Source organism: Sinorhizobium terangae (assembly GCF_029714365.1).
GTDB lineage: Bacteria > Pseudomonadota > Alphaproteobacteria > Rhizobiales > Rhizobiaceae > Sinorhizobium > Sinorhizobium terangae.
This window is the reverse complement of sequence record NZ_CP121659.1, coordinates 1,781,079-1,806,171: the sequence shown is the minus strand read 5'-3', so window position 1 is coordinate 1,806,171 and position 25,093 is coordinate 1,781,079. Positions and strand designations below refer to the sequence as shown.

The window sequence follows — 25,093 nt, the reverse complement described above, 5'->3', positions numbered from 1 at the left end:
TAAACGGTTTCAGACTGCACCGGAATGGTGCCCGATAGTTGTCCAATCCCGACATGGAACGATCTGTGAGCATCATTTCCCGGGGGCGCTTTTTTGCGGGGCGCAGCAAAGGTCAGGATTTCTTGCGCGACAGGCGACGGGCGTTACTGCGCACGCGCTTGCCATAGGGCCTGAGTGCGGCCGACGCAATCGCTGTTGCGTGACCGGATACCTTGCCGCCCATCATCATCCGCATCGTGTTGTCGAAGGAGGCCTTCCAGAGCGCGACATTGACGGCGACGAAGCTATCGGCCGTGGCCGCAACCTTCTCGGAGATCATGCGGTAGAGTTCGGCCAAATCCTGCGTCTTGCCCGTGAGCGCGGCTATTTGCATTTCCTGCACCCGAAGCGCGATCACGAAAGGGGCGCCGAACCAGAGTGTGGCGGTGTCCAGGCGAAGACGGCGTGGTGTCATAGGTGCTCTCCACTCTTGCGCTGCCGGATGGCGGCGCTGAAATCCATTGCTATGGCGTCCCGGCAAGCTTCACGACTGCGAATGCATAAGCAAGCGCTGCTGCCAACAGGACCGAGCTACCCCAGAAGCAAACGTTGATGACCCGTTCCTGTGGTCCGAGATCGACTTTCCTCGTGGCGGTGGCGACCAGTATGACCATAAGCACGGCAGCGGTTATGAACCAGACCGGCAGAACATAGGTCCGGAGAGCTGCATAGAACCGTTGAAACTCGGCCGCATCGTCAACAGCGCATACCTGGCGATGACGACCAAAGGGAGAAGGACGGCAAAGAGGCGCAGACGGCTTCTGATCGTCTTTCTCCCTTTCAGATGCGGTTTGGCAACTCGCCTTATTCGGCCCTTGCGCCAGCACCGGCGCGAGCCGCGCGGCCGCCACGACGTCCACCGCCGCCGGCAGCCGGTTGAGCAGCAGCCACGGCATGTCCGCCTTCGGCCGGCTTGTGGTCGCGGTAGGTCATGATCCAGTTGGTGCAGTTCGCGTCGGTGCCGTTCAAGACGTTGGCGGCGCGCACGGCTTCCATTTCCTGCGGACGGCAGGGGTTCATGATCGCCGAGGTCATGCCGGCGCCGATCACCATCGGGATGAAGCCGGCGTTGATGCCGTGGCGGTGCGGCAGGCCGAAGGAGATGTTGGAGAGGCCGCAGGTGGTGTTGACCTTCAGTTCCTCGCGCAAGCGGCGCAGAAGCGCGAAGACCTGCCGGCCGGCATCTCCCAGGGCTCCGATCGGCATTACGAGCGGATCAACGACGATGTCGTGCGGCTTGATGCCGTGATCCATCGCGCGCTCGACGATCTTCTTGGCGACGGCGAAGCGCACGTCCGGGTCCATGGAAATGCCGGTCTCGTCGTTGGAGATCGCCACGACCGGGACGTCGTATTTCTTGACGAGCGGCAGGATCGCTTCGAGCTTCTCTTCTTCGCCGGTGACGGAGTTCACCAGCGGCCGGCCCTTGGCAACGCGCAAGCCCGCCTCGATCGCGGCGGTGACGGAGCTGTCGATCGAAAGCGGCACGTCGACGAGGCCCTGGACGATCTCCAGTGTCTTGACGAGCAGCGGCGGCTCGGTCTCGTTCGGGTTGACAGCTGTCACGCCCGCGTTGACGTCGAGCATGGTGGCGCCGGCGGCGACCTGCTCCAGCGCGTCCTTGATGACGGTCTCGAAGTTGCCTTCGATCATCTCGGCGGCGAGCTTCTTGCGGCCGGTCGGGTTGATGCGTTCGCCGATGACGCAGAAAGGCTGGTCGAAGCCGATGACGATTTCGCGGGTGGCGGAAGCGACGATGGTGCGGGTCATGTAAGATCCTTGATCCTGAGCGTGGGGCTATTTAATAGGCCCCGTCTTCGTTTGTAAGGCGCTCGACGGGCCGAAGCGCCGGTTTTCCTCTGATATCGAACGGAAGTGGGCGTCCTAGTGCGGGTGATGCGCCGCAGCCTCCGCCATTTTCTGCTGGTCTTCCTCGACGCCCTCGCGGAGATGTTCGAGCCGCTCGGCAACCATCGCATCGCTCGGCAGGCTTTCGCGCCTCCAGGGCTTGCGGCCCTTGAGGACGCCGGACTCATGCACGATCTCGGCGACATATTCTTCCTGGCGATAGGCCATGACGTGGACGCCCGAGACGCCCTCGATCTCCTTCACCTCGTTGATGATGTCGATGCAGAGCTGCTTGCCTTCCTTCTTCTGGTCCTGCGCGCCTTCCAGCCGTGTAATGACGCTGTCGGGAATGTGGATGCCCGGCACGTTGGAGCGGATCCAGCGGGCGGTCTTGGCGGAGGCCATCGGCCCAACGCCGACAAGGATGAAGCACTTCTCGTGCAGGCCGAGATCGCGGACCTTCTTCATGTATTCGCGGAACATCGGCACGTCGAAGCAGTACTGGCTCTGCACGAACTGCGCGCCGGCCTCGATTTTCTTGGCGAGCCGGTACGGGCGGAAATCGTAAGGCGGCGCGAAGGGGTTGATCGCGGCACCCAGGAAGACGTGCGGCGGCGTCGTCAGCTTGCGTCCGGACAGGAACTTCGCATTGTCGCGCATGACGCGGACCGTTTCGAGCAGCGACATGCAGTCGAGGTCGAAGACGGGCTTGGCGCCGGGCTGGTCGCCGGCCTGCACGCCGTCGCCGGTCAGGCACATGATGTTCTGCACGCCCATGGCGGAGGCGCCCAGCACGTCGCCCTGGATGGCGATGCGGTTCTTGTCGCGGCAGGCGATCTGCATGATCGGCGCATAGCCCATGCGCGTCAGCAGCGCACAGATGCCGACTGACGACATATGGCAATTGGCGCCGGAGGCGTCGACGGCGTTGATGCCGTCCACCCAGCCATCGAAGATCGCCGCGCGTTCATAGACGTCCTCGGGATTGGCGCTGTCCGGTGGGTTGAGTTCGGCGGTCACGGCGAATTCGCCGCGGCGCAGCACGCGCTCCAGCCGTCCGCGCGAGGAGTGGCCGGGTAGGGGATCGAGCGGCGCGCCAGGATCGTGAGGATTGATATCCGGGCTCATTGCTGCTGGCCTTCCTTCTTTGCCGCTTCGCGGGCGGCCGCGGCTTCCGCCGTCACCCGCAACCAGGACGAGGTTTCGCGCAGCGACTGGTTGACCGGCTTCTGCACATTCATGATTGCGTTACCCTTCACCATGTTCTGCGAGCCCTTCCACGCCTGCACCCAGACGCATGGCATGTCCGGCTCCACCTCGCAATTGCCGTTGGCGCGCACGCCGCCACAGGGGCCGTTCCTGAGCTGCTTTGGACAGTTCATCGGGCAGGACATGCCTGTCGACGAAAGCGCGCACTGGCCGCACATGCGACAGTCGAAGAGGAAGCCCTTGACGTGGCGCTCGACGAAGGTCACGGGCCTTTCGACTCGATTGTAGCCAAGCGTTTTCCACAGCGGATGGAGCAGCAGGAACATGTCGGCGAAACGGTTGTAGAACCATTCGAGGAAGCGCGAATTGCGCACGGCCCAGAGCCGAACGGTATATTTGTGGCGCGAGCGGCGGCTCGGCGACACGCCCTGTGGGGTATAGGCGCCAGTCGCCGCCTTCTTGGCGGGCTGGGCGTTGCCGGTGACGACTTTCGGGTCAGGCATTGTCCCGGCCTCCCGCCTTGACGAGTGCGACCAGGCGCTCCCGGTCGTAGGCGGCTTCGAGTTCCGCCGCCGCCTTGTCGGCCTCCGCTTCCAGATCGTCGGACACCGGGACCGGATCTGCCTTGCGCCATTCGGCAAGGTAGTCATCGGTCTCGGCGGCGCCGGTGCGCATCGCGCACATGTCGATTGCTTCCGTGAAGCGCAGCGACAGTTCGCGTTTGGCGCTTTTGCGACCCTGTTTGATGATGACCTGGGCGGGAATGTCGCGCCAGTAGACGATAATGCGATCTGCCATAGGATTCCTGTTCTCCTCTAGACCCGACAATGCGCATGTCGATCCGCCGTCGCTCACCTTGCCACGACGTTGGATATGTCCAAAAACGACGCTCCCCAATCGTGTATCCGAGTGGGTTCGCATTCGTCGCGATTGGCCCCCCGCGCGTGCTTTTAGTGGATATGAAAATATTGGCGACCGCGGGCGTCGCGCGGAAGACCACCGTCGCGCACGGGACAGAGCGCCACGGAACAGCGGGCTGCCTAGCTCGTTTAGAGCTTGAGGGCTCTGAGCATGCGTGACGGGAATCTGCTATCAATCGTGGTGCTGGCGATCATCGTCGCAATCCTAGTGTTCGCCGTCTTGGCGCTCATGGAGTGATGACGGCTTTCCGCTGCGCCGGGCGGCTCATCAGACGCGCAAGGGACGCTGTAGCACATTAAATTGATGCATGTTTTTGTCCGTGCAACGGTTACTGCTCAGGGAAAGCACGTATGAGTGTGCACCGGCGACCTCAATAGCCTGAGCTTCCGCCACCCATGCCACCACCTCCCATGCCGCCACTTCCCGAGGAACCGGCGCTGCCGGCCTGACTGGGCGGAGGAGGGGCTGTGTTCTGGCTGGTTTGATTGGTCTGGCTGGTCGTGCATCCCGCGACCGCCAGGAGCGCTGTCGCAATCGCGACGACGAGAGATTTGCGGTCCATGGTCTTCTCCAATCATGGAGGCTGTGACGAAGCCCGCAATACTCCGCCACTTGCTGGTCAAAAACATGGCACCGCGCAGGCGCTGAGCAATGGCGCGCCCAAAGGATCGCGCACCGCATGATTCCTCAGATTGGCTAGGCCGCGTCCACGACGGCTGTCGCCGCGCGATTTCGGTCAAGTTCGACCAGTACCCGCAGGGCCGCCTCTGCCTCTTCTTCAGTGAGACCTCCGAGGATCTGATCGGCAAACACCACCGGCACGCCGGTCACATTGTCCCACACAGTCCAATGGTCGGTCGGATCGAGAATGAGTTCATAGCGCTCTTGTGACATTGCGTTCCCCCAGTTTCTCACCCTGTTTATCCGATTCGGCGTCGCAGGCCATTCCAAACACAGGTCGAGAGCGGCGGATGGTAGCATTGGCGCGAGGAAGCTGCGACATCGATCGGCCGCTTCCGCCGTCGGAGGGCTCTCCCGGCGCACTCTCCGTGAGTGCCGAACCGTCAGCACACGAGGCTTAAGCATCGTACATCCACGGCTAAGAGGCTCGACAGAGGGTCCGCGGCCCCCCTATCGGCACTATTCAGAGGTCGCGAAGATCGAGCTCCGTCGCCAGCATGTCGAGAAAGGCGCGGACTTTGGCGGGCATCGTTCGCCCCTCCTTCCAGAGAGCATGGATCGGCACGGGTACCGACTCGAATGACTCGAGCACGATTTCGACCTGCCCTTGATCGACCAGCCGCCTGATCTGCCACAGGGGAGAGTAGCCAAGCCCAAGACCCTGAGATACGGCCGCATAGATCGAAATCATCGAATCGACACGCAAGGGACCGGTTACCTTCACCGCGCGCGGTTTTCCGTCGATTTCGAACATCCACTCACCGAAGCGTTGGCCGACAGTACGCAGGATGCAATGGTGATTGGCGAGGTCGGAAGGGTGACGCGGGCGGCCATGCCGATCGAGGTAGGAGGGGGCGCCGAAGACCACGCGCCGCAGTTTCCCAAGTCGTCTCGCCCGCAGGTTCGAGTCCGGCAATTCGCCGATGCGGACCACCAGATCGATGTTTTCTGCCGCCAGGTCCACAAAGGCATCCGATAGCAGCAGGTCCACCTCTACGTCGGGATAGCGGTGCATGTAGCGAGCGACAATCGGCATCAGGAATTCCGGCCCGAACAGCACCGGCGCGCCGAGCCGGAGAATGCCGGACGGTTGTATCCGACGGTTCGCGGCTTCGAGCTTTGCCTGCTCAAGTTCTTCGATTGCCGGTTTGATGCGTTGATAGAAGGTCATGCCCGCTTCACTCGGCTTCGAGCGGCGGGTCGTTCGATGTACGAGTTCGACGCCGACCGACGCCTCGAGGGTAGCCAGCGACCGGCTCACCGACTGAAGCGACCGGTTAAGGTGTCGCGCGGCAGTCGTGAGGCTTCCGTGTTCGACGATCGCCAGAAAGGCCTCGTAGTCTTCCAACCTGTCCATGATTTTACCGAGTTTCGAGATAGTGTGTCTCGCATTGTCAATATTGTCTCGCGTAATGGCAAGATCATATCTTCTCGGTCACAGAAGCACTCGTATAAGGAGCACACAAAGTGACCGCTACATACCCGACCGTGCTCGTAATCGGTGCGACCGGCAGGTTCGCAGGTCTAGTCATACCGGAACTCGTCCGTCGCGGAGCAAGAGTCCGGGCTCTCATCCGCGATCCGGCCAAGCTCGGCGCCGCGAAAGGCTCAGGGCTTTCGGAGGTGGTGATCGGTGATCTGCGAAATCGGGACAGCCTCGATGAAGCCGTCCGTGGCGTCGTTGGCGTCTTTCACATCGGACCCGCCTTCGCGCCGGACGAGGCTGCGCTGGGCGTCACGCTGATCGAGGCGGCGAAGAGGGCAGGTGTCCAAAAGTTCGTCTTCTCCTCGGTCGCCCAGCCGGCGAACATTCGTCTTAAGAACCATGCAAGCAAGATACCGGTCGAGGATGCGCTCTATTCTTCCACTTTGGATTACACGATCCTGCAGCCGGTCAACTTCATGCAGAACATTGCATCGGCCTGGCCGTCGATCGTCGAAACCGGCGTCTTTTCCGAACCCTTTCCAAAGACGGCGAAGGTCGCGCGCGTCGACTATCGCGATGTGGCGGAGGTTGCCGCCATTGCGCTCACGAGTGATCGCTTGTCCTTTGCGTCGCTGGAACTCGCTGCCGAGGGGCGACCGACTCGGGAAGAGATTGCGGCTCTCATGTCCGAGGCGCTGGGGCGTCCGATCGCCGCTGGTGAGCCAAGCTTTGAGACATGGGCGAAAGCCATCCGCCACGGCTACACCGATCGCGAACTGGCCCTCCTGTCCAAGGTGCATGAGCATTATGCGCTCTATGGCCTCGGCGGAAACAGTCTGACGCTCCGAGCAGCGCTCGGCCGCGAGCCGCGGTCGCTGCGAGGATATGTAGAGGAACTGGCGTGCCAGGCCGCATGACCGGATTTATCACCGACATATTTGAAGCAACTGAAGGATTTTCGAATGCTTACGCTCGTGCGCAATTCAGTGACGATCAAGAAACTTCCCTCGCGCTATGCGGTCGTCCTCATGCCTCTGATACTTTCGGTGCTCATGTCCGGAATCGTGTCGGCGGTATCGACGCTGATGAATGCCGGGTGGGATCGCTTCACCGCGACCTGGCCGCACGCCTGGGGTGCGTCGTGGCTCATTGCCTTTCCCAGTTTGATGCTGCTGCTTCCGGTCGTTCGCCGGATCGTTGGAGTGTTCGTCGAGCAGCGGGCCTGAATTCGATCCAAAACTCAAGCGTCGATCAGTGACCGCGTCAGGTCGCCGTAGCCGGTGAAGCGATATTCGTATTCGAGGCCGAGCCTTTCAGCGGCGCGGCGGGCCTTTTCCTGTAGCGCCTTGTCCTCCACCTGCGAGAGGTAGACGAGCTTGCGGTAGTGCCCGAAATACATGTCGCGCAGTTCCGGATGGCGGTCGAGGCCGAGCGGTTCGATCACGAAGGCCTCGAACTGGCGGGCGAGGAAGTCGGTGAGGAAGAAGGCGCTGAGGTCGTCGTCCCAGCGCTTTGCGAAATCGGCGTTGCCGGCGAAGAAGGAATAACAGTGCGGCCCGGGAATGCGTGTCACGCCTTCCTCCTCGCAGAGCCGATCAAGTTCACCGCCGGTGCCGCAATCTGCATAGGCGATGAAGATGCGCTCGAAGCCCTCATCACGCGCCCGGGCGATCGCCTCGCGAAGGCCCGGTGTGATCTTTTCCGGAGTATTGTGCCAGATGGCGGGGAGGCAATGGAGATCGATGTGATCGAGCCCGTTGGCCTCGCAGATGGCAAGGATTTCGCGCGCGATCGCTCCACAACCAATGACGTGAACTTTCTTCGGTTGTGCACGTTCTCTTGCCGACGGTCTGTTTTCCATCTTTATTCCGCCTTGCAGCAACATGAAGGAATCATTGTCATGACGACAAAAACTCTCGCGACGATCGCCGCCCTCCTGGTGGCCCTGACAACCCTGAGTTCCTGCGCCAACACGATACGCGGCATGGGACAGGATACGGCAAACGCCGTGAACGCGACACAGGGGGCCGGCCACAGGGTCGCCAAGGCCGCCAACTGACCTCCGACCAGCAGGACGGGCGCCCCTGAGAGTGGCGTCGTTCCTAGCTGCCCCTGAATATAGGAAAGCCGGCTGCGGTGTTCATCCACGCAGCCGGCTTCTTTTTTAAAGAGACTTCTAATCTCAGCCGGCTGCCAGTCGGTTGTGCTTGCGCTTCATGAAGTCCTTGGCAGTCTCGACGGCGACGGCGGCATCGCGGCAATAGGCGTCTGCACCGACGGCCTTGCCAAATTCCTCGTTGAGCGGCGCGCCGCCGACGAGAACGACGTAGTCGTCGCGGAGGCCCTTTTCCTTCATCGTGTCGATAACGACCTTCATGTAGGGCATCGTGGTCGTCAGCAGGGCCGACATGCCGAGGATATCCGGCTGTTCGCGTTCGATCGCTTCCAGATAGTTCTCGACGGGGTTGTTGATGCCGAGGTCGACAACGTCGAAGCCGGCGCCTTCCATCATCATGCCGACGAGATTTTTGCCGATGTCGTGGATATCGCCCTTGACGGTGCCGATGACCATCTTGCCAAGCTTCGGCGCGCCGGTTTCGGCAAGCAGAGGACGCAGGATCGCCATGCCGGCCTTCATCGCATTGGCCGAAAGCAGAACTTCCGGCACGAAAAGAATGCCGTCGCGGAAGTCGATGCCGACGATGCGCATGCCCTCGACGAGCGCTTGGGTCAGGATGTCGTAGGGCGTCCAGCCCCGTTCGAGGAGGATTCGCGTCCCTTCCTCGATTTCCTCCTTGAGACCGTCGTAAAGGTCGTCATGCATCTGCTGCACGAGTTCCTCGTCGGAAAGGTCCGCGAGAATGATTTCATCGTCTGCCATATTAGGGTTCCTCGGTTCCTGGCACGGTAGTCTTCGCGGTGATCTGGCTCGGTCGGGCACGATCCGGACGCGTTGCCCATCCTTAGCGGTCCAAACCTAAAAATCTCTTTTCGAAAGCGACGTCGCATATGATGAAAAGCGACGGCGCTGATGGTTCGTCCGCGGATCTGTGTCCTACCGCATCTCAGCCGCGTACGGAATCGGGCGCTCGGTAAAATTCTGCAACAGTTCAAGATGTTACATTTTGTTGTATCGATTTCGCATAATAGATTTGGTCTGCGAGGCACCCATTCTCGGCCGCCGTGGGTCCTTGACGGATCTCAAGGTTGAGTGTCTGAGATGCGCCACGCGTTGGCGCATTGAGACCCGTACCGGTTCGGCGGCTTGATAGCATTAGCCCAAAATCGATCCCGGTGCATGGTTTCGACCATTGGTATCGACCTTCGGAAGGAATATGCGCCACTTAATCAAAGCGTTGCCGCGACCCTTGGAGAGCCAGACGGCGCGGCGGGAGAGGAATGAGCGAATGAGCGACGTGACAGATCAAGGCGCGGTTGAAGGCGGCGGACGCCGTGCGCGTGGCGAGGGACGGGGAGCGGCGGCGCGCCGTGCATCGCGCACCGGCGGCGGTCCGGGACCGTCTCTGCCCTATATCCAACGCAAGATTCGCGAATATGAGGTGCTTGACGAGGAAGGCCTGCAGCTCATCGAGCGCAACGCCGACACTGTGCTCGAGGAGATCGGCATCGAGTTCCGCGACGACGCCGAAGCGCTCGATCTCTGGAAGGCCGCCGGCGCCGACGTGCGGGGCCAGCGCGTTCATTTCCCGAAGGGGCTCTGCCGTGAGCTGCTGAAGACCGCGCCGTCGGACTTCACCTGGCACGCGCGCAATCCCGAGCGCAGCGCCCATGTCGGCGGCAAGGCCACGATCTTTGCGCCGGTCTACGGACCACCCTTCGTGCGCGATCTCGACGGCAACCGCCGCTATGCGACGATCGAGGATTTCCGCAATTTCGTGAAGCTCGCCTACATGGCCCCGTCGATGCATTCGTCCGGCGGAACCGTCTGCGAGCCGGTCGACATCCCGGTCAACAAGCGTCACCTCGATATGGTCTACAGCCATATCAAATATTCCGACAAGCCGTTCATGGGCTCGGTCACGGCGCCGGAACGCGCCGAAGACACGATCGCTATGGCGAAGATCGTCTTCGGTGACGACTTCGTCGAGAAGAACACGGTGACGTTGAATCTCATCAACGCCAACTCGCCGATGGTCTTCGATGAAACCATGGTGGGCGCGCTCAAGGTCTATGCACGGCACAACCAGGCGTGCGTGCTTTCGCCGTTCATTCTCTCCGGCGCGATGAGCCCAGTCACGGTCGCCGGCACGCTGACGCAGATTCTGGCCGAAGTGCTCGCGGGTGCCTCCTTCACTCAGCTCATCCGTAAGGGCGCGCCGGTGCTCTTCGGCACCTTCGCGGCCTCGATTTCGATGCAGTCGGGTGCGCCGACCTTCGGTACGCCGGAACCGTCGCTCGTTTCCTACGGCGCGGCGCAGCTTGCGCGCCGCCTTGGCCTGCCGTTCCGTACCGGCGGCTCGCTCTGCGGCTCCAAGGTTCCGGATGCGCAGGCGGCGCACGAGTCTGCCAACACGCTCAACATGACGTTGCTCGCCGGCACAAACTTCGTGCTGCATGCGGCCGGTTGGCTCGAAGGTGGCCTCGTCTCGTCCTACGAGAAGTTCATGATCGACCAGGACCAACTCGGCATGATGCAGAAGATGGCCGAGGGCGTGGACCTTTCCGAAAACGCCCAGGCGCTCGACGCGATCCGCGAGGTCGGACCGGGCAGCCACTATCTCGGCTGCGCCCACACGCAGGCGAACTTCCAGACCGCCTTCTACCGCTCGCCGCTCGCCGACAACAATTCATTCGAGCAGTGGGAAATCGAAGGTGAGAAGCGGATCGAACAGCGCGCCAATGCGCTGGCGCGCAGCTGGCTCGAGCACTACGAGGCGCCTTACCTCGACCCGGCAATCGACGAGGCATTGAAGGACTACATCGCCAAGCGCAAGGACTCGATGCCCGACGCCTTCACCTGAAAGGCTCCCGAGCGAGCCAGGGAGCAAGGCGGCAGGGCGCAGGTGGCCGACATGATCCAGAAGGACGTCTGGCGCCCGCATTACGAACTACACGGGCCGAAACCGAAATGACGGTTCCCTCGGCGGACGAATTGCTTGAAACGATCCGTGCGGCGCTCGCGCCGCACGGTCTTTTTTTGCGTGGCACGGTGAGTTTTGCCGATGGCGAGGAAGCTCCGATGCTGGCGGACGGCAGACCCGCCGCGAGCATCGTGCTCATCGGCAATATCGGCGGCTCGCTCTGGGAGCCTTTCAGCCGCTGGCGCGATGGTGAGCCCGCTCGCGGAGGAGCCGACCCGCTCGACAATTGGTCGAAGCAGGTAATCCGGCCTGTTGCGGAAGCCGCCGGAGCGATCGCCTATTTCCCTTCCGATCCGCCCTGGCAGCCCTTCCAGCAGTGGGCAATGCGGGCCGAGAGGCTGAAGACTTCGCCGCTCGGGATCCTTATCCACCCGCAGTACGGCCTCTGGCACGGGTATCGGGGAGCGCTCGGCTTCGATCAGGTACTGCCGCGGACGGGCAGCATTTCGGTTGGCCATCCTTGCGACGCCTGTGTGGAAAAACCGTGCAGCTCCGCCTGTCCGGCTGATGCCTTGGCCGCCGGCACATTCGATGTCGGCCGCTGCCGCACACATCTGAGGACGCAGGCGGGGGCAGGCGGCTGTCTCGCCCATGGCTGTCTTTCGCGCGATGCCTGTCCGGTGGGGCGGGATTATCGTTATCCGGCTCAGCAACTCCGGTTCCACATGGCAGCGCTCAGTTTGTAGCCGACGCGGATTGCCCCTCACCCTAACCCTCTCCCCGCACGCGGGGAGAGGGGACTTAAGAGGCCGCCGCTTGCCCTTTCGTCTCCAATTCGGCTAGCTGGGCGAGGGGGCTTCGGCTAGCCGGGCGAGCGGGCGCGGCGGATCCCTTCGCCCCGCTTGCGGGGAGAAGGTGCCGGCAGGCGGATGAGGGGCCTTCCGCGATGGCGAACGCACGCTGCAATTTTCGCCGCAATCCGTGCGATGCTACGCCTCACGATCCGCTTCGAGTCGCGAACCATGCCGCTGTTTCCGAAAGCCTTCCTCGTCGGCGCCGCCATCCTCACCGCCGGCTTTGCCAAGCCCTCGCCAGCCGACGCGGCAGACACCGCCTGCCGGAGCGTTAGCCACCTGGGCGAGGACTATGTCGTCTGTTCCTTCGATCCGGCGGCGAGCGACATTCGCCTCTACAACAAGGGCCAGGGGGGCGTACCGTTCAAATCCTTCAAGGCGCTGTCGCTCGAACTGCGCCACCGCGACGAATATCTCGTCTTCGCCATGAATGGCGGCATGTACCATGAGGATCTCTCGCCCGTTGGCCTGTATGTGGAAGAGGGCGTGGAGCAGGCGTCGCTCAACACCAATTCCGGCTGGGGCAATTTCCACCTGCTGCCGAACGGCGTCTTCTACATCGGCGACGGCAAAGCCGGCGTTATGGCGGCGGAGGCCTATCGCGCCGCAGGTATCAAGCCGCGCTTTGCGACGCAATCCGGTCCGATGCTGGTGATCGACGGGGCGCTGCATCCGCGCTTCCTGGCAAACAGCGACAGTTTGAAAACCCGAAACGGCGTCGGCGTGACAAGCGGGGGCGAGGTGGTCTTCGCGGTGTCGAAACGGCCGGTGCGCTTTCATGATTTCGCGACGCTGTTTCGTGACGCGCTTGATTGCCCGAACGCGCTCTTTCTCGATGGCACGATTTCGAGCCTCTATGCGCCCGAGATCAATCGCCACGATCGTCTGTTTCCGCTCGGTCCGATTATCGCCGTTGTCGCTTCGTTCCCGCGATAATTTTTTCCCGAGGGCCCAAGGAACGGTCGGCGGCGGACGTCTAACGGGAAAACAGGTGGAAGGCGGGCACGGACTTGGACGCGGAACTCGTTGAAAGGGCGGTGAGGGGCGACAGGGAGGCGTTCAGCCTTCTGGTCGAGCGCCACTATGATTTCGTCCACGCGGTTGCCTGGCGCTGGACCGGCAACGTGACCGATGCGGAGGATATCGCGCAGGATGTCTGCATTCGCCTCGGTTCCGCGATCCGCGGCTTTCGTGGCACCAGTCGTTTCCGCACCTGGCTCTATACGCTGACGCTTAATGCCGCGCGCGACCATCGCCGCCGTCGAGTGTGTGACGAGCGCAAGATCGCAGCCTATGCGTCGGATCTAGCGGCGCAGGGCACACCGGACGGAGAGGACGAGAACCGGCAGGAAGCGCTCTGGACGGCAGTCCGGGCGCTGCCGGAGAAACAATGCGATGCCGTCCTGCTCGTCTACGCCGAAGGCTTGAGCCATGCCGCAGCGGCAGACGTGCTCGGCTGCTCCGAGGCGACCATCTCCTGGCATGTTCATGAGGCGCGCAGGCGTCTGCGGACAATGCTCGGTAAGGAGGCTGTGTGATCATGACCGACGATTTCGAAAAGCTTGCCGGAAAGCTGCCGCCGATGCCTTCGGGCGAGGCGCGGGCGCGCGCGCTCGCTGCGGCTATGGAAGCCTATGATACGGCGGAAAATTCGGGTGCCCCCCAAGGATCCGCGCCATCCCTTCGTCCAAGCTCCATCCTCAACCGGATTCGGAGCCCCATTATGAACCGGAAATTGCTTGCCGGATCGGCGCTGGCAACGCTGATCGTCGTCCCCGCCGCCATGTACCTGACACTGGAAACAGCCCGCAATGATCGGCTGCCCGAGCAGCAAACCGAGATTGCTGCAAACACCGAATCGAAGCCGGCCGCGCCTGAAGCGCAGGGCGCCGCGTCGCTTGCTCGCTCGCAGCCGGCACAGGCCGCTGCAAAAATTGCGGAAGAAGTGGAAAGCGAAGCACCGGCGGCCGCGGAAGCCGACGCGATGGCGAGCGGAACGGCCGCCGATGCCGCCGCTCCGATGAGCACGCTCGGTGGAGCCGCCGGCTTTGCTGCGCGCGGGCGCATGGAGATCATGCCGGCGCCGACGACACCGGGCGACATTCTTCCGCCGCCGATCGAAAACCGCGAGCGTTTTGGCAACGCCGATGCCAATCCGGTGAAGGCCGTGGCGGCCGAGCCGGTCTCGACCTTCTCCGCCGATGTCGATACGGCCTCCTATTCCTTCGTCCGCCGCTCGCTGATGGCGGGTGAGATGCCCAACCCCGATGCCGTGCGGATCGAGGAGATGGTCAATTATTTCCCCTACGACTGGCCGCGCCCGGCGTCGGCCAGGGAACCCTTCAGGGCGACGGTTACCGTCACGCCCACCCCATGGAACGCGGGCACGCGCCTGATGCATGTGGCAATCAAGGGCTACGAGGTCGTGCCGGCGGAGGCGCCGAAGGCCAACCTCGTCTTCCTGATCGACGTTTCCGGTTCCATGGACGAGCCGGACAAACTGCCGCTGTTGAAGAACGCCTTCCGGCTGCTCGTCGACAAGCTGAAGCCGGAAGACACGGTGTCGATCGTCACCTATGCCGGCAACGCCGGCACGGTGCTCGAGCCGACGGCGGTCAAGGATAAGGCGAAGATCCTGGCGGCGATCGATACGCTGACGCCCGGCGGTTCGACGGCCGGCGCTGCCGGCATCGACGCGGCCTACCAGCTGGCTGAAAAGGCCCGCGTCAAGGACGGCGTCAACCGCATCCTGCTGGCGACCGACGGCGACTTCAATGTCGGCCCGTCAAGCGACGAGGAGCTCAAGCGGCTGGTCGAGGAAAAGCGCAAGAGCGGAGTCTTTCTCTCGGTGCTTGGCTTCGGCCGCGGCAACTACAACGACGCACTGATGCAGGCGATCGCCCAGAACGGCAACGGCGTTGCAACCTATATAGACACCCTCGCCGAAGCCCAGAAAACCCTGGTCGAGGAGGCGGGCTCGTCGCTCTTCCCGATCGCCAAGGACGTCAAGCTGCAAGTGGAGTTCAATCCGGCAGCAATCGCGGAGTATCGTTTGATCGGCTACGAGACCCGGGCACTGAAACGCGAGGATTTCAACAATGACCGGGTGGATGCCGGCGATATCGGCTCGGGCCACAGCGTCACCGCGATCTACGAAGTGACGCCGAAGGGAAGCCCGGCTGTCCTCAACGACGACCTGCGCTATGCGACGGCGGAGAAGCCGGACGCGGACGCAACGGCGCATTCGGGCGAGCTAGCCTATCTCAAGATCCGCTACAAAAAGCCGGACAGCGACAAGAGCGAGTTGATCACCACGCCGGTCACTGAGGCGAATGCGGAGCCTTCGCTCGGCGAAGCCTCGGCAGACGTCCGATTCTCCACAGCCGTCGCCGCCTTCGGCCAGAAGCTTGCGAGAAACCCGGCGCTTGCCGGCTATTCCTATGCGGCGATCTCCGAGCTGGCGGCGGGCGCCAAGGGGGCCGATCCCTTCGGCTATCGCGGCGAGTTCGTCAATCTGGTGCGCCTGGCGAAGGGGCTTTCTGGCGAGTGACTCCGCGGAACCGCCCCTCATCCGCCTGCCGGCACCTTCTCCCCGCGGGCGGGGAGAAGGGGCGACGCCGCGCGGGCTTCGGCAAATTCCAAGCCATTCTGTCAGGGCTGTTGAAGGGGCGAGTCACGAGCCGCGGGCGCGACTCACCCTCGCCCCGCTTGCGGGGAGAGGGCAGGGTGAGGGGCAAGGAGCGCTGCCAGTGAAGCCGGTGCCTGCTGCTGCATCGAAGTTGCTAGGCCTTCGGGTAAGCCCGCTGCAGGCCGCCGGAATTCGCCAGCCCAGCCCGGAACGCTTGGCAGGCCGGGTGCTGGCTGGAGCGCGCTGCTTCCATGAGGCGCATCTGAAGCCGGGCCGGGGCCTCGTTGCCAAGCCACTGTCCGAGCTTCTCCAACTTCAATGAATTCAGGAGGGGTGCCTCGGCGGCGAGTTGGAGATGTCGGTACAGGCCTTCCATGAGGTTTTCGTCCTGCTCGGGGTTTTCCATCAGCAGCTTGACGAAAGCCTGATCTGCTTCGCCGAAGCTCGAAAGCTTGGCGGCGGTCGTGTCTCTGTCCGGAAACGCGGCTGGCCCGACACTCATGAATCGTCTCCCGTCGAATCGAAACGTCTCCGGGGATAGGACAGCAACCCGGCGCCTGCAAGCGTTGCCGGCAACGAGCGCCGCGGCGGTGACTGACGTGGCCTTGGGGCCGAAAAGCTATTTGCCGCTTGATATTGCCGATGTGCGCCGCCGACTGCGTCGGCCTCGGTCGCAAAATATCGCGACCGGCGCACGACGCCCGGCGCGACAGACCGCAACGTCTGATTCTTGCCGGAGAGCAAAAATACGCTCCGAGCACATCGCTCCGGAGCGTTTGTCGTTTCGTTCTGCGCAGTCTGTCTCAGGCGCGGCGGCGGCCAGCGCGTTCGCGGGTCGGTGCGGAGGCGCCTGCGTCGGCGGTCTTGTTGCGCAGCGGACCGATTTTTTCGACGATGAGGTCGAGCGTCGGGCGTTCGCCCTTCGCGTGATTGTCGAGCGCAAGCCGCATGGCGGCAAGATGGTTGCAGGAGGTGCCGCAGCAGCCGCCTATGATCTTCGCCCCGGCATCAACCGCGAGCCGCACATATTCCGCCATCAGCGGCGGGGTGCCGGAATAATGGATCTCGGAGCCACGGAATTCCGGAATGCCGCAATTGCCCTTGACGACGACGGTCGCCTCAGGCTTCGCCGCGGTCATGTCGAGCAGCGAAGAGAGGATGTCGGAGGCGCCGACGCCGCAATTTGCGCCAACCGCGACCGGGCCTTCGCCAATATCGCCGGCGACGGTGTGAATGTCCTTCGGGTGCAGGCCCATCATCGTCTTGCCGGCGGTATCGAACGAGCCGGTATAAACGTAAGGGAGGCCCACCTTGGTTGCTGCTTCAGCCGCCGCGCGGATCTCGTCCGGCGAGGACATGGTCTCGATCCAGGCCACTTCCGCGCCCCCCGCCTTCAGGCCTTCGATCTGCTCGGCAAAGGCCGCAACGGCATCCTCATAGGAAAGCGCGCCGAGCGGGACCAGGAGTTCGCCGGTCGGGCCGACGGAGCCAGCGGTGATGACCTTGCGCGGCGCCTTATCGGCAACGGCGCGGGCGATCTCGGCAGCGCGCTTGTTCAGCGCATGCACGCGATCTTCGGCCTGGTGCAGTTTCAGGCGATGGCGCGTGCCGCCGAAGGAATTGGTGAGGATGATGTCGGCGCCAGCATCGACGAAATCCTGATGCAGCTTGGTGATGTTCTGCGGCTTTGCCTCGTTCCAGAGCTCCGGCGCTTCGCCGGCTTCGAGCCCCATGGCAAAGAGCGACGTCCCGGTCGCGCCATCGGCAAGCAGAACGCCCTTCTGGGCAAGGAGATAGGAAAGGGCATTGGCGGAAGCAGACATCGGTTTTTCCCGGCTGAAAGAGATTGCAACAAGATATAAAGATATCTTTATGTGAATGCAACCGCCTTTGCTGTTGCGCGCCGGAAAAGTCGGAAAGCCGATATGCCTACGCCTGCGTCCGGATGGCGCTGGAAGGCAAGTCGTCCGCGAGCAGAGCGGCAAGATCCGTCACGGCCTTGTCCGCATGGGCACGCAAACGCAGGCTGAATTCGGCTGCGGGCAGGGGCGGCAGGTCGAGATGCGTCGGAGCGCGCTCGATCCCTGGCCCCCGGAACCGTGCCGTGCGAGTCGTGACGGCGATGCCGCTCATGACGGCGGCGCGCAGACCCGACAGGCTCGGACTCGTCGCCGCGATCCGGAAGGGGCGGCCTGCCGCTTCGAGCGCCAAGATCGCCGCGGCCCGGAACCCGCAGGGCGGATCGAGCACGGCCAGCGGCACTTCGGCGTCGATCGTTGCCAGACCTTTGTCGGCGCAAAGCCAGATCATCTCTTCTTTCAGCATAAGCACCTCATCTGCCGCAGGCGCCTGTCGCATCGTCAGGAGAATGTCGACCTGGCCCTGATCGAATGCCGTCGTCAGTTCCTTTGATCTGCCAATCCTGAGATCGAGGCGAACCCGCGGATGGGTGCGAGCGAAGCGGCGCAGGAGGTCGGGCAGCGTCGTATCTGCAAAATCCTGCGTGCTGCCGAGCGAGATTCGTCCGTCGGCGCGTGCGCCCCGGAGGCTGAGCCAGGCATCGCGATGTGCGTCGAGGATGCGGCGGGCGTGGTCCACAAGTTCCTCGCCGATCGGAGTCAGTGTGCGCCCGCGCCCGGCCGGCGCCAGCAGCGGTTCTCCGATCAGAGCTTCGAGGCGCTGCATTTGCGCCGTCACGGCGGAGGGCGACCGATTGACTGCCGCTGCGGCGTGCGCAAGCGAGCCCCCTTCAGCGAAGGCAAGAAATGTACGCAGAAGATCGGGATCGATGAAATTCATGCTTCGATGATATCGAACTATTGATGCAAGACAATTTGATTTTATTGATGTGTCTGTGGTGGCAAGCTGAACCTGAAGAACAACTGCAGTCGAAAGGAGCTGGCTATGCCCATCATCAATGTCACCGTCACCGGGCGCCCGGACCCGGACCTGTCCGCGAGGATCGCTGCAGAAGTCAGCGACCTGACGCAAGCGTACCTGCGCAAGGATCCGACCGTCACCGCCGTTGCGGTGGGTTATGTCGATCCACAGCACTGGTTTGCTGGCGGAAAGTCGATCGCGTCGCAGGAGACCAACAGCTTCTGGCTCGATATCAAGGTCGTGGACGGCACCAACACCAAACAGGAAATGGCCGCTTACATCGAAGCGATCTACGGCGCCTTCGGGAAGCTACTCGGAAAGGTCCATCCGGAGAGTTATGTGCTCGTTCACGAAGTCTCCGCAGCAGCCTATGGTTATGGCGGCAAGACGCAGGAGTTCCGCTTCATCAGCGGCAAGCTCCAGTCGGCTGTGTCGCGGGTCTAGCGCATCGGCCCGAAAATCGGACCCGATTTTCGGAAAGCACAATGCGCGGAATCAAAGAGTTACAGCGTCCTTTGTGCGTCCTAAAGGCCGCACGGCGCTGTAACGAGCCGCGTAGGAAAAGGGCGCCGTCTGGGCGCCCTTCGTCTGTGCGGTGAGAATGCCGTGGCTGCCTATGCCGCCTGGCGGTCGGCGTGGCTCGTCGGCGTCACCATGGCGGCGATGATCGTCTGCAGGTCGATCGCGCCGATCGGCCGGCCGTTCTCATCGACGACGTGGGCCGTGGCGACATGCGCGCCGGTCATCGTGCGGGCGGCCGCTTCGAGAACCGTGCCGGCCAAAAGCGGCACGCCCTCTGGATTGCCGGAGAGCGGCCGCATGATCGTCTCGACGTGCACGACGCGGCCACGGTTCACTTCCTTGACGAAGGCGGTGATGTAGTCGTCGGCCGGCGACAGCACGATCTGCTGGCCGGTGCCCTGCTGTACGACGCGGCCGTCACGCAGGATCGCGATCTTGTCGCCCAACCTCAGCGCTTCGTCGAGGTCGTGGGTGATGAAGACCACAGTCTTTTTCAGTTCCTTCTGCAGGTCGAGCAGCACCGTCTGCATGTCCATGCGGATCAGCGGATCGAGCGCCGAATAGGCCTCGTCCATCAGCAGGATGTCGGCGTCGTTGGTGAGCGCCCGGGCAAGGCCGACGCGCTGCTGCATGCCGCCCGAAAGTTGGTTCGGATAGTGGTTCTCGAACCCCTTGAGGCCGACGCGCTCGATCCAGCCGCGCGCCCGCTTTTCGCTTTCGCGCCGCTCGATGCCCTGGATCTCGAGGCCGTATATCGTGTTCTCGAGAACGGTGCGGTGCGGCAGCAGCGCGAACTTCTGGAACACCATTGCCGTCTTGTTGCGACGGAATTGGCGAAGGTCGTTTTCGTTCATCTTGCAGACGTCGGTGCCGTCATAGAGCACCTCGCCGGCGGTCGGGTCGATCAGCCGGTTGATGTGACGGATCAGCGTCGACTTGCCGGAACCGGACAGACCCATGACCACCGTGATGCAGCCGCCGGGCATCAGGATATTGATGTCCTGCAAGCCGAGCACGTGACCATGCTTCTCGTTGAGCTCGGCCTTGCCCATGCCCTTCTTGACGACGTCGACGTAGTCTTCGCCGCGGGGGCCGAAGATCTTGTAGAGGTTCTTTACCTCGATTGCGTGACTAGCCATGAATAACCTCCGAGTGCTTTTGCAGCCGCCTTCCGAAGGCCTGGCTGGTACGATCGAAAATGATAGCGATGCCGACGAGGGCAAAGCCGTTGAGGAAACCGACGGTGAAGAACTGGTTGGCGATCGCCTGGAGCACGTTCTTGCCGAGCCCGCCGACGCCGATCATCGAGGCGACGACGACCATTGCCAGCGACATCATGATCGTCTGGTTGATGCCGGCCATGATGGTCGGCAGGGCCAGTGGCATCTGCACGTTCTTCAGTTTCTGCCAGGCGGAGGAGCCGAAGGCGTCGGCAGCCTCCAACACTTCCTTGTCGACGAGCCGGATACCGAGATTGGTGAGTCGGATCATCGGCGGCACGGCGTAGATGACGACGGCGATCAGGCCCGGCACCTTGCCGATGCCGAAGATCATGACCACCGGAATGAGATAGACGAAGCTCGGCATCGTCTGCATGACGTCGAGGATCGGATTGACGAAGGCCTGCACGCGGTCGGAGCGGGCCATCAGAATGCCGATCGGGATGCCGATCACGATCGAGATCAACGTGCAGACGGTGACCATGGCGAGCGTGACCATGGTGTCGTTCCAAAGCCCGACGAGCCCGATCGCCAGCATCGACAGCGCCGTGCCGATGGTGATCTTTACGTGACGGCTGCCAACATAAACGATGGCGATCATGATGATCAGCACTAAGATCCAGGGCGAACTGACGAACGCCCGTTCCAGGTAGTTCAGGAACCATTGCAATGGCTGGACCACTGCATCGATCGCATCACCGTAGCTGCGCACGAATCCCTTGAATCCGTCGTCGACGCTCTTGCGCGCCATGCGAATGGTGCCATCGTCAATGGCCGGGAACTTGCAAAGCAGTTCCGGCAAGAAAGTGCAGATAGCCATATTTTTCCCCTTCCGGCCGGAAGTCCTGTGCCGCCGGCTGCGTCTTTGGTACGGCCGCGTGCGGCCGTCCTGCGCAGACTTGCTCGTGACCTCTTACGTGTCCCGGCGCGAGAATGTGACAGCGGAACAACGTTCCCGCTTTACTGTTTGCGACGTCAGCGAAGCACTTCACCGCTATGGGCCCAGTCAGGCGGCAATTGTTTGCCCAGGCGCGGCGGCCCGGTCCGGCTGCGTCCACCGCGACGCCTGTTGTCAGAGGGCTGCCTTGACCTTCTCGGCCACCTCGGGACTGACCCATTGGGTCCACATCTCGGGAAACTCTTGGAGAAAGTGTTTGGCCGCGTCCTCGTTGGTGCCCTGGTTCTGGTCCATCCAGGCCAGGACCTTGTTGACGGTGCCGTTATCCCACTTGCGCACCTTGATGTAATCCATGGCGACGCCGGCCTTTTCCGCGAAGGACTTCGTCACGACGGTGTAGACATCCGAGACCGGATAGGAATTGACCTTGGGGTTCGGGCAATCGGGAACGGCGGAGCAGGCGTCCCACTCCTTCTTGTCATGGTCGACGCCGAAGGAGAGGCGGGTCATTTCATACTTGCCGAGGATCGCGGTCGGGGCCCAGTAATAGCCGAGCCAGCCGGTTTTCTTCTCGAAAGCGTTGGCAATGGAGCCGTCGAGGCCGGCGGCCGAGCCTGTATCGACCAGTTCGAAGCCGGCTTTTTCGGCGTCAAGCGCCTTGAACAGATTGGCGGTCGAGACCTGGCAGTTCCATCCGGAGGGGCAGTTGTGGATCGCGCCTTTTGACGCATCTTCCGGCGCAGGGAATAGGTCCGGATGTTTCAGAGCGTCCTGCACGGTCTTGATTTCCGGGTGTGCATCGGCGAGGAACTTCGGTATCCACCAGCCCTCGACGCCGCCCTCGCTTAAGAGTGGCGCGGCCTGGATAAGACGTCCTTCCTTGATGGCTGCGTCGAGCGGCGTGCGCACCGCGTTGACCCAGAGTTCGGGTGCCATGTCGGGCTGCGCTTTCTCGTTCATCGAGGCGAAGGTCGGCATCGTGTCCCCGGTGACGAGCTCGACGGTGCAACCATATCCGTTTTCAAGAATGAATTTGTCGACATGGGCGGCGACGCCCGCCGAGGCCCAGTTCATTTCGGCAATGCTGACTTCGCCGCATTCCGCGGCTTGCGCCGCGCCCGCCACGGCGTAAAGGCCCACGGCGAGAAAGGTGGACGCGAGGAGCTTCTTCATGTTTGCAAGACCTCCCAGTCTTTGTGCAGCCAACGATCGCGAGTGCCGTGCGGGTTACCGCTGTCCCGACGCCCGATTATTCAGTGCAGCCTGAGGTTCGACATCGGAAGGCCAAAATCATGCCCCCGCTGCTGCAGTGTGGGAGTTCTATCCTATCCTGGCCGCGGAACCCTGTCGCCGGCCGGATCTCCTCTTCACCGCTGTGGCAAGCCTAAGTATTCCCAAAGAGAAATCAACCTCTTCAATTGGATTGCCGCGTCGAACGGCACCGTCGTCATGCGTGCGATTTCTGGCTTTCCGGCCGCAAATTTGAGCATTTACGACAAAATTGCCGCAAAATGGGGCTCTGGGAAACTGCGGCACCTCAGGGCCTGTTTCAATCGGGACGTTTCCTGTCGCGATTGCGCCCGCGCATCCATCCGAAGATGTCACGAAAAAAATCAAAAAAAATCGCAATTCACCATTGCTTAAGCGATCAATAACCATCCGGTAACGATGTCAGGCTAATTGTTTGCATGCGGCGGGCGACTGTCGCAGGTCCGGATCAGGTGTTGCGTACCGGACCTGGAACATCCCGCGCCCTATTGCATCTTTCCTCAAATCCTATCCGATTTGAGGAAAGATGCAGCAATTCGAGGTGCTGCAGCGTCCCTTTGCGCGTCTGATAAGACGCGCGGCGCTGTAGGACGGCGGGGCGCTCTGACCTCGAAGAGCGCCGCGATCTCCGGTGTATTCTGCCGGAGAGACCATGCGTTACTAGCGGCCGCATCCCCTCGCAGGAGGTCGGGTGCGGTTTTCGCATTGTGGTCTACTCAACCAGCAAACGGCAACAAAAAAGCCGCCCCGAAAGGAGCGGCTTGAAGCGGGAACGCGCCTGATCATCCAATGTTGGAAGTGCGGATGAAACCGAGCGGGCCACGAGGCGCATCCATCTCGATATTGCGCACGCGGGACTGGCTCGACGGCGCCTTGGAGTTCCAGGCGATCTGAACGAAATTGGGTTTGCTGAAGACGAACAGCATGGCTTTTCTACCTTGGGAGTCCGGGGCTTCGCCCGGGGTTGTTTCGATGCCGTCGATATAAGCGCGAACGGGTGGAACTCAAATGCCAATGTCGCCATCGCATGTCGCAATTCCGCCAGTCCTGTCGCTATTTAGAACAAGCTTCATGAGCGTCCGAAACGGGCCGTGATCACGCACGGCAAAATCACGCTGAACCGCGTCGAAAACAGGCCTTTGCCGGTGCTGGTTTCGATGTTACGGGAGGTCGCATGACAAAGAAGATCATGCTGCAGGGAACCGGCTCGGATGTCGGAAAATCGGTATTGGTGGCCGGGCTCTGCCGGCTCGCCTCCAATCGTGGATTGAAGATCAGGCCGTTCAAGCCGCAGAACATGTCCAACAACGCCGCCGTTTCCGATGACGGCGGCGAGATTGGCCGGGCGCAATGGCTGCAGTCGGTGGCCGCGCGTGTGCCGTCCTCTGTCCACATGAATCCGGTGCTTCTGAAGCCGCAATCGGACGTTGGGAGCCAGATCATCCTGCAGGGCAAGGTGGCAGGCCAGGCGAAGGGCAGGGATTATCAGGCGCTGAAGCCGAAGCTGCTGGGCGCCGTGATGGAAAGTTTCGAACGTGTCTGCGCCGGTGCCGATCTCGTCATTGTCGAAGGTGCGGGGTCGCCGGCGGAAATCAATTTGAGGGCCGGCGATATCGCCAACATGGGCTTTGCCACGCGCGCCGGCGCGCCCGTGGTGCTTGTCGGCGATATCGACCGCGGCGGCGTCATCGCCTCGCTTGTTGGCACGCACGCGATCTTGCCCGAAGAGGATCGGCGCATGGTGAGCGGCTATCTCATCAACAAATTCCGTGGTGACGTGACGCTCTTCGACGAGGGGATTGCGGCGATTCACCGGTTCACCGGCTGGCCTTGCTTCGGCGTGGTGCCGTGGCTGAAGAGTGCCGCACGGCTGCCTGCGGAGGATTCGGTCGTGCTGGAAAAGCTCGCCCGCGGCGACGGCAAGGCGCTCAAGGTCGCGGTGCCGGTCCTGTCGCGGATCGCGAATTTCGACGATCTCGATCCGCTGATGGCCGAGCCGGAGGTCGATCTCGTCTTCGTGCGGCCGGGCACGCCGGTTCCCGACGATGCCGGCCTCGTCGTCATTCCCGGCTCGAAATCGACGATTGCCGACCTCAAGGATTTTCGCGCCGAGGGCTGGGACCGGGACCTCGAGCGCCACCTGCGCCGTGGCGGGCGAGTGATCGGAATTTGCGGCGGCTACCAGATGCTCGGCGCGCGGGTCACCGATCCGCTCGGCATCGAAGGCAGCGAACGCGAAATCGCGGGCCTCGGCCTGCTTGCCGTCGAAACGGAAATGGCGCCGGAGAAGACAGTGCGTAACAGCCGCGCCTGGTCGCTGGAACATGACGTGCCGCTCGACGGCTATGAGATCCACCTCGGTAAGACCACCGGCACCGATTGCGACCGCGCGCCGGTCTCGATCGACGGTCGCCGTGACGGGGCGATGTCGGCCGACGGCAAGGTGATGGGCACCTATCTGCACGGGCTTTTCGGCAGCGACCCCTATCGGGCCGCGCTGCTCAAGAGCTTTGGCATTGAGGCTGGCGGCGGCAACTATCGTCAATCGGTCGATGCGGCACTCGATGATATCGCCGGCGAGCTCGAGGCCGTGCTCGACCCTGCCTGGCTCGACCGGCTGTTCTGCGGCGAGTGCAAGATGGCGTGAAGCCGCGGC

At 62.4% G+C, this 25,093-nt stretch carries 27 protein-coding genes; 10 read left to right on the top strand and 17 right to left on the bottom strand.

Annotation, left to right across the window (positions count from 1 at the left end):
* Positions 1-112 precede the first annotated feature (112 nt).
* The 8 genes from QA637_RS08540 to QA637_RS08505 all read right to left on the bottom strand — a co-directional run bounded on the left by QA637_RS08540 (position 113) and on the right by QA637_RS08505 (position 6,055).
* The gene (locus QA637_RS08540) at positions 113-454 is read right to left on the bottom strand and encodes a hypothetical protein (protein ID WP_153437566.1); all 342 of its coding nucleotides are present in this window, start codon (positions 452-454) and stop codon (positions 113-115) included.
* 389 nt (positions 455-843) lie between these two features.
* Complete coding sequence (locus tag QA637_RS08535) at positions 844-1,809, bottom strand: methyltetrahydrofolate cobalamin methyltransferase (RefSeq protein ID WP_136506882.1); 966 nt, start codon at positions 1,807-1,809, stop codon at positions 844-846.
* A 114-nt stretch (positions 1,810-1,923) separates the two neighbouring features.
* Positions 1,924-3,015: a methylenetetrahydrofolate reductase gene (locus QA637_RS08530; protein ID WP_153437567.1), complete on the bottom strand. Its 1,092-nt coding sequence runs from the start codon at positions 3,013-3,015 to the stop codon at positions 1,924-1,926.
* Complete coding sequence (locus QA637_RS08525; protein WP_153437568.1) at positions 3,012-3,599, bottom strand: methylenetetrahydrofolate reductase C-terminal domain-containing protein; 588 nt, start codon at positions 3,597-3,599, stop codon at positions 3,012-3,014. Before QA637_RS08525 ends, QA637_RS08530 begins: the two co-directional genes overlap by 4 nt.
* Positions 3,592-3,894 (bottom strand): virulence factor, encoded by a 303-nt coding sequence (locus tag QA637_RS08520; protein WP_037423594.1) that lies wholly within the window; start codon positions 3,892-3,894, stop codon positions 3,592-3,594. The genes QA637_RS08525 and QA637_RS08520 overlap by 8 nt, the downstream gene beginning before the upstream one ends.
* Positions 3,895-4,387: 493 nt before the next feature.
* Positions 4,388-4,579 carry a hypothetical protein gene (locus QA637_RS08515; protein WP_153437569.1) on the bottom strand — a complete coding sequence of 64 codons (192 nt, stop codon included), beginning with the start codon at positions 4,577-4,579 and terminating at the stop codon, positions 4,388-4,390.
* A gap of 134 nt (positions 4,580-4,713) precedes the next feature.
* A complete protein-coding gene (locus tag QA637_RS08510) occupies positions 4,714-4,911 on the bottom strand; it encodes a hypothetical protein (protein WP_153437570.1) in 198 nt (65 codons plus the stop codon).
* A gap of 250 nt (positions 4,912-5,161) precedes the next feature.
* Positions 5,162-6,055 carry a LysR family transcriptional regulator gene (locus QA637_RS08505; protein WP_153437571.1) on the bottom strand — a complete coding sequence of 298 codons (894 nt, stop codon included), beginning with the start codon at positions 6,053-6,055 and terminating at the stop codon, positions 5,162-5,164.
* A 110-nt stretch (positions 6,056-6,165) separates the two neighbouring features.
* On the opposite strand from QA637_RS08505, the gene QA637_RS08500 reads away from it, so the two are divergent.
* Both QA637_RS08500 and QA637_RS08495 read left to right on the top strand, forming a co-directional pair.
* The gene (locus QA637_RS08500) at positions 6,166-7,041 is read left to right on the top strand and encodes an NmrA/HSCARG family protein (protein WP_184108834.1); all 876 of its coding nucleotides are present in this window, start codon (positions 6,166-6,168) and stop codon (positions 7,039-7,041) included.
* 45 nt (positions 7,042-7,086) lie between these two features.
* Positions 7,087-7,350, top strand: coding sequence for a DUF2798 domain-containing protein (locus tag QA637_RS08495; protein WP_153437572.1), 264 nt, complete (start codon positions 7,087-7,089; stop codon positions 7,348-7,350).
* 14 nt (positions 7,351-7,364) lie between these two features.
* Here QA637_RS08495 and QA637_RS08490 read toward each other — a convergent pair whose 3' ends face one another.
* Complete coding sequence (locus QA637_RS08490) at positions 7,365-7,985, bottom strand: DUF1638 domain-containing protein (protein WP_153437573.1); 621 nt, start codon at positions 7,983-7,985, stop codon at positions 7,365-7,367.
* Between the two features lie 39 nt (positions 7,986-8,024).
* Between QA637_RS08490 and QA637_RS08485 the strand changes: the two genes are divergently transcribed.
* The gene (locus QA637_RS08485) at positions 8,025-8,183 is read left to right on the top strand and encodes an entericidin domain-containing protein (protein WP_153437574.1); all 159 of its coding nucleotides are present in this window, start codon (positions 8,025-8,027) and stop codon (positions 8,181-8,183) included.
* Positions 8,184-8,306: 123 nt separating this feature from the next.
* Here QA637_RS08485 and QA637_RS08480 read toward each other — a convergent pair whose 3' ends face one another.
* Positions 8,307-9,005 (bottom strand): corrinoid protein, encoded by a 699-nt coding sequence (locus tag QA637_RS08480; protein WP_153437575.1) that lies wholly within the window; start codon positions 9,003-9,005, stop codon positions 8,307-8,309.
* Positions 9,006-9,531: 526 nt separating this feature from the next.
* Between QA637_RS08480 and QA637_RS08475 the strand changes: the two genes are divergently transcribed.
* The 5 genes from QA637_RS08475 to QA637_RS08455 all read left to right on the top strand — a co-directional run bounded on the left by QA637_RS08475 (position 9,532) and on the right by QA637_RS08455 (position 15,570).
* Complete coding sequence (locus tag QA637_RS08475) at positions 9,532-11,106, top strand: trimethylamine methyltransferase family protein (RefSeq protein ID WP_184108836.1); 1,575 nt, start codon at positions 9,532-9,534, stop codon at positions 11,104-11,106.
* Positions 11,107-11,213: 107 nt separating this feature from the next.
* Positions 11,214-11,912 (top strand): 4Fe-4S dicluster domain-containing protein, encoded by a 699-nt coding sequence (locus tag QA637_RS08470; protein ID WP_153440131.1) that lies wholly within the window; start codon positions 11,214-11,216, stop codon positions 11,910-11,912.
* 276 nt (positions 11,913-12,188) lie between these two features.
* Complete coding sequence (locus QA637_RS08465; protein WP_153440197.1) at positions 12,189-12,956, top strand: phosphodiester glycosidase family protein; 768 nt, start codon at positions 12,189-12,191, stop codon at positions 12,954-12,956.
* Positions 12,957-13,030: 74 nt separating this feature from the next.
* Complete coding sequence (locus QA637_RS08460; RefSeq protein WP_153440132.1) at positions 13,031-13,558, top strand: RNA polymerase sigma factor; 528 nt, start codon at positions 13,031-13,033, stop codon at positions 13,556-13,558.
* A gap of 2 nt (positions 13,559-13,560) precedes the next feature.
* The gene (locus QA637_RS08455) at positions 13,561-15,570 is read left to right on the top strand and encodes a vWA domain-containing protein (RefSeq protein WP_234886915.1); all 2,010 of its coding nucleotides are present in this window, start codon (positions 13,561-13,563) and stop codon (positions 15,568-15,570) included.
* 232 nt (positions 15,571-15,802) lie between these two features.
* On the opposite strand, the gene QA637_RS08450 is transcribed toward QA637_RS08455, so the two are convergent.
* The 3 genes from QA637_RS08450 to QA637_RS08440 all read right to left on the bottom strand — a co-directional run bounded on the left by QA637_RS08450 (position 15,803) and on the right by QA637_RS08440 (position 18,447).
* A complete protein-coding gene (locus QA637_RS08450; protein WP_153440133.1) occupies positions 15,803-16,150 on the bottom strand; it encodes a hypothetical protein in 348 nt (115 codons plus the stop codon).
* A gap of 301 nt (positions 16,151-16,451) precedes the next feature.
* Positions 16,452-17,471, bottom strand: coding sequence for a betaine--homocysteine S-methyltransferase (bmt, locus tag QA637_RS08445; RefSeq protein ID WP_283064722.1), 1,020 nt, complete (start codon positions 17,469-17,471; stop codon positions 16,452-16,454).
* 106 nt (positions 17,472-17,577) lie between these two features.
* Positions 17,578-18,447: a LysR substrate-binding domain-containing protein gene (locus QA637_RS08440; RefSeq protein ID WP_153440135.1), complete on the bottom strand. Its 870-nt coding sequence runs from the start codon at positions 18,445-18,447 to the stop codon at positions 17,578-17,580.
* Between the two features lie 105 nt (positions 18,448-18,552).
* Here QA637_RS08440 and QA637_RS08435 point away from each other — a divergent pair, with 105 nt between their 5' ends.
* Positions 18,553-18,972, top strand: coding sequence for a tautomerase family protein (locus tag QA637_RS08435; protein ID WP_153440136.1), 420 nt, complete (start codon positions 18,553-18,555; stop codon positions 18,970-18,972).
* Between the two features lie 170 nt (positions 18,973-19,142).
* On the opposite strand, the gene QA637_RS08430 is transcribed toward QA637_RS08435, so the two are convergent.
* From QA637_RS08430 to QA637_RS08415, 4 genes are all read right to left on the bottom strand, one after another.
* Entirely contained in the window at positions 19,143-20,189 is a 1,047-nt protein-coding gene (locus QA637_RS08430; RefSeq protein WP_283064721.1) for a quaternary amine ABC transporter ATP-binding protein, read from the bottom strand.
* Positions 20,182-21,090: an ABC transporter permease gene (locus QA637_RS08425; protein ID WP_283064720.1), complete on the bottom strand. Its 909-nt coding sequence runs from the start codon at positions 21,088-21,090 to the stop codon at positions 20,182-20,184. The genes QA637_RS08430 and QA637_RS08425 overlap by 8 nt, the downstream gene beginning before the upstream one ends.
* A 252-nt stretch (positions 21,091-21,342) precedes the next feature.
* Entirely contained in the window at positions 21,343-22,341 is a 999-nt protein-coding gene (locus QA637_RS08420) for an ABC transporter substrate-binding protein (protein ID WP_153440139.1), read from the bottom strand.
* An 878-nt stretch (positions 22,342-23,219) separates the two neighbouring features.
* Positions 23,220-23,363: a hypothetical protein gene (locus tag QA637_RS08415; RefSeq protein WP_153440140.1), complete on the bottom strand. Its 144-nt coding sequence runs from the start codon at positions 23,361-23,363 to the stop codon at positions 23,220-23,222.
* Between the two features lie 248 nt (positions 23,364-23,611).
* On the opposite strand from QA637_RS08415, the gene QA637_RS08410 reads away from it, so the two are divergent.
* A complete protein-coding gene (locus tag QA637_RS08410; protein ID WP_153440141.1) occupies positions 23,612-25,084 on the top strand; it encodes a cobyric acid synthase in 1,473 nt (490 codons plus the stop codon).
* Positions 25,085-25,093 lie beyond the last annotated feature (9 nt).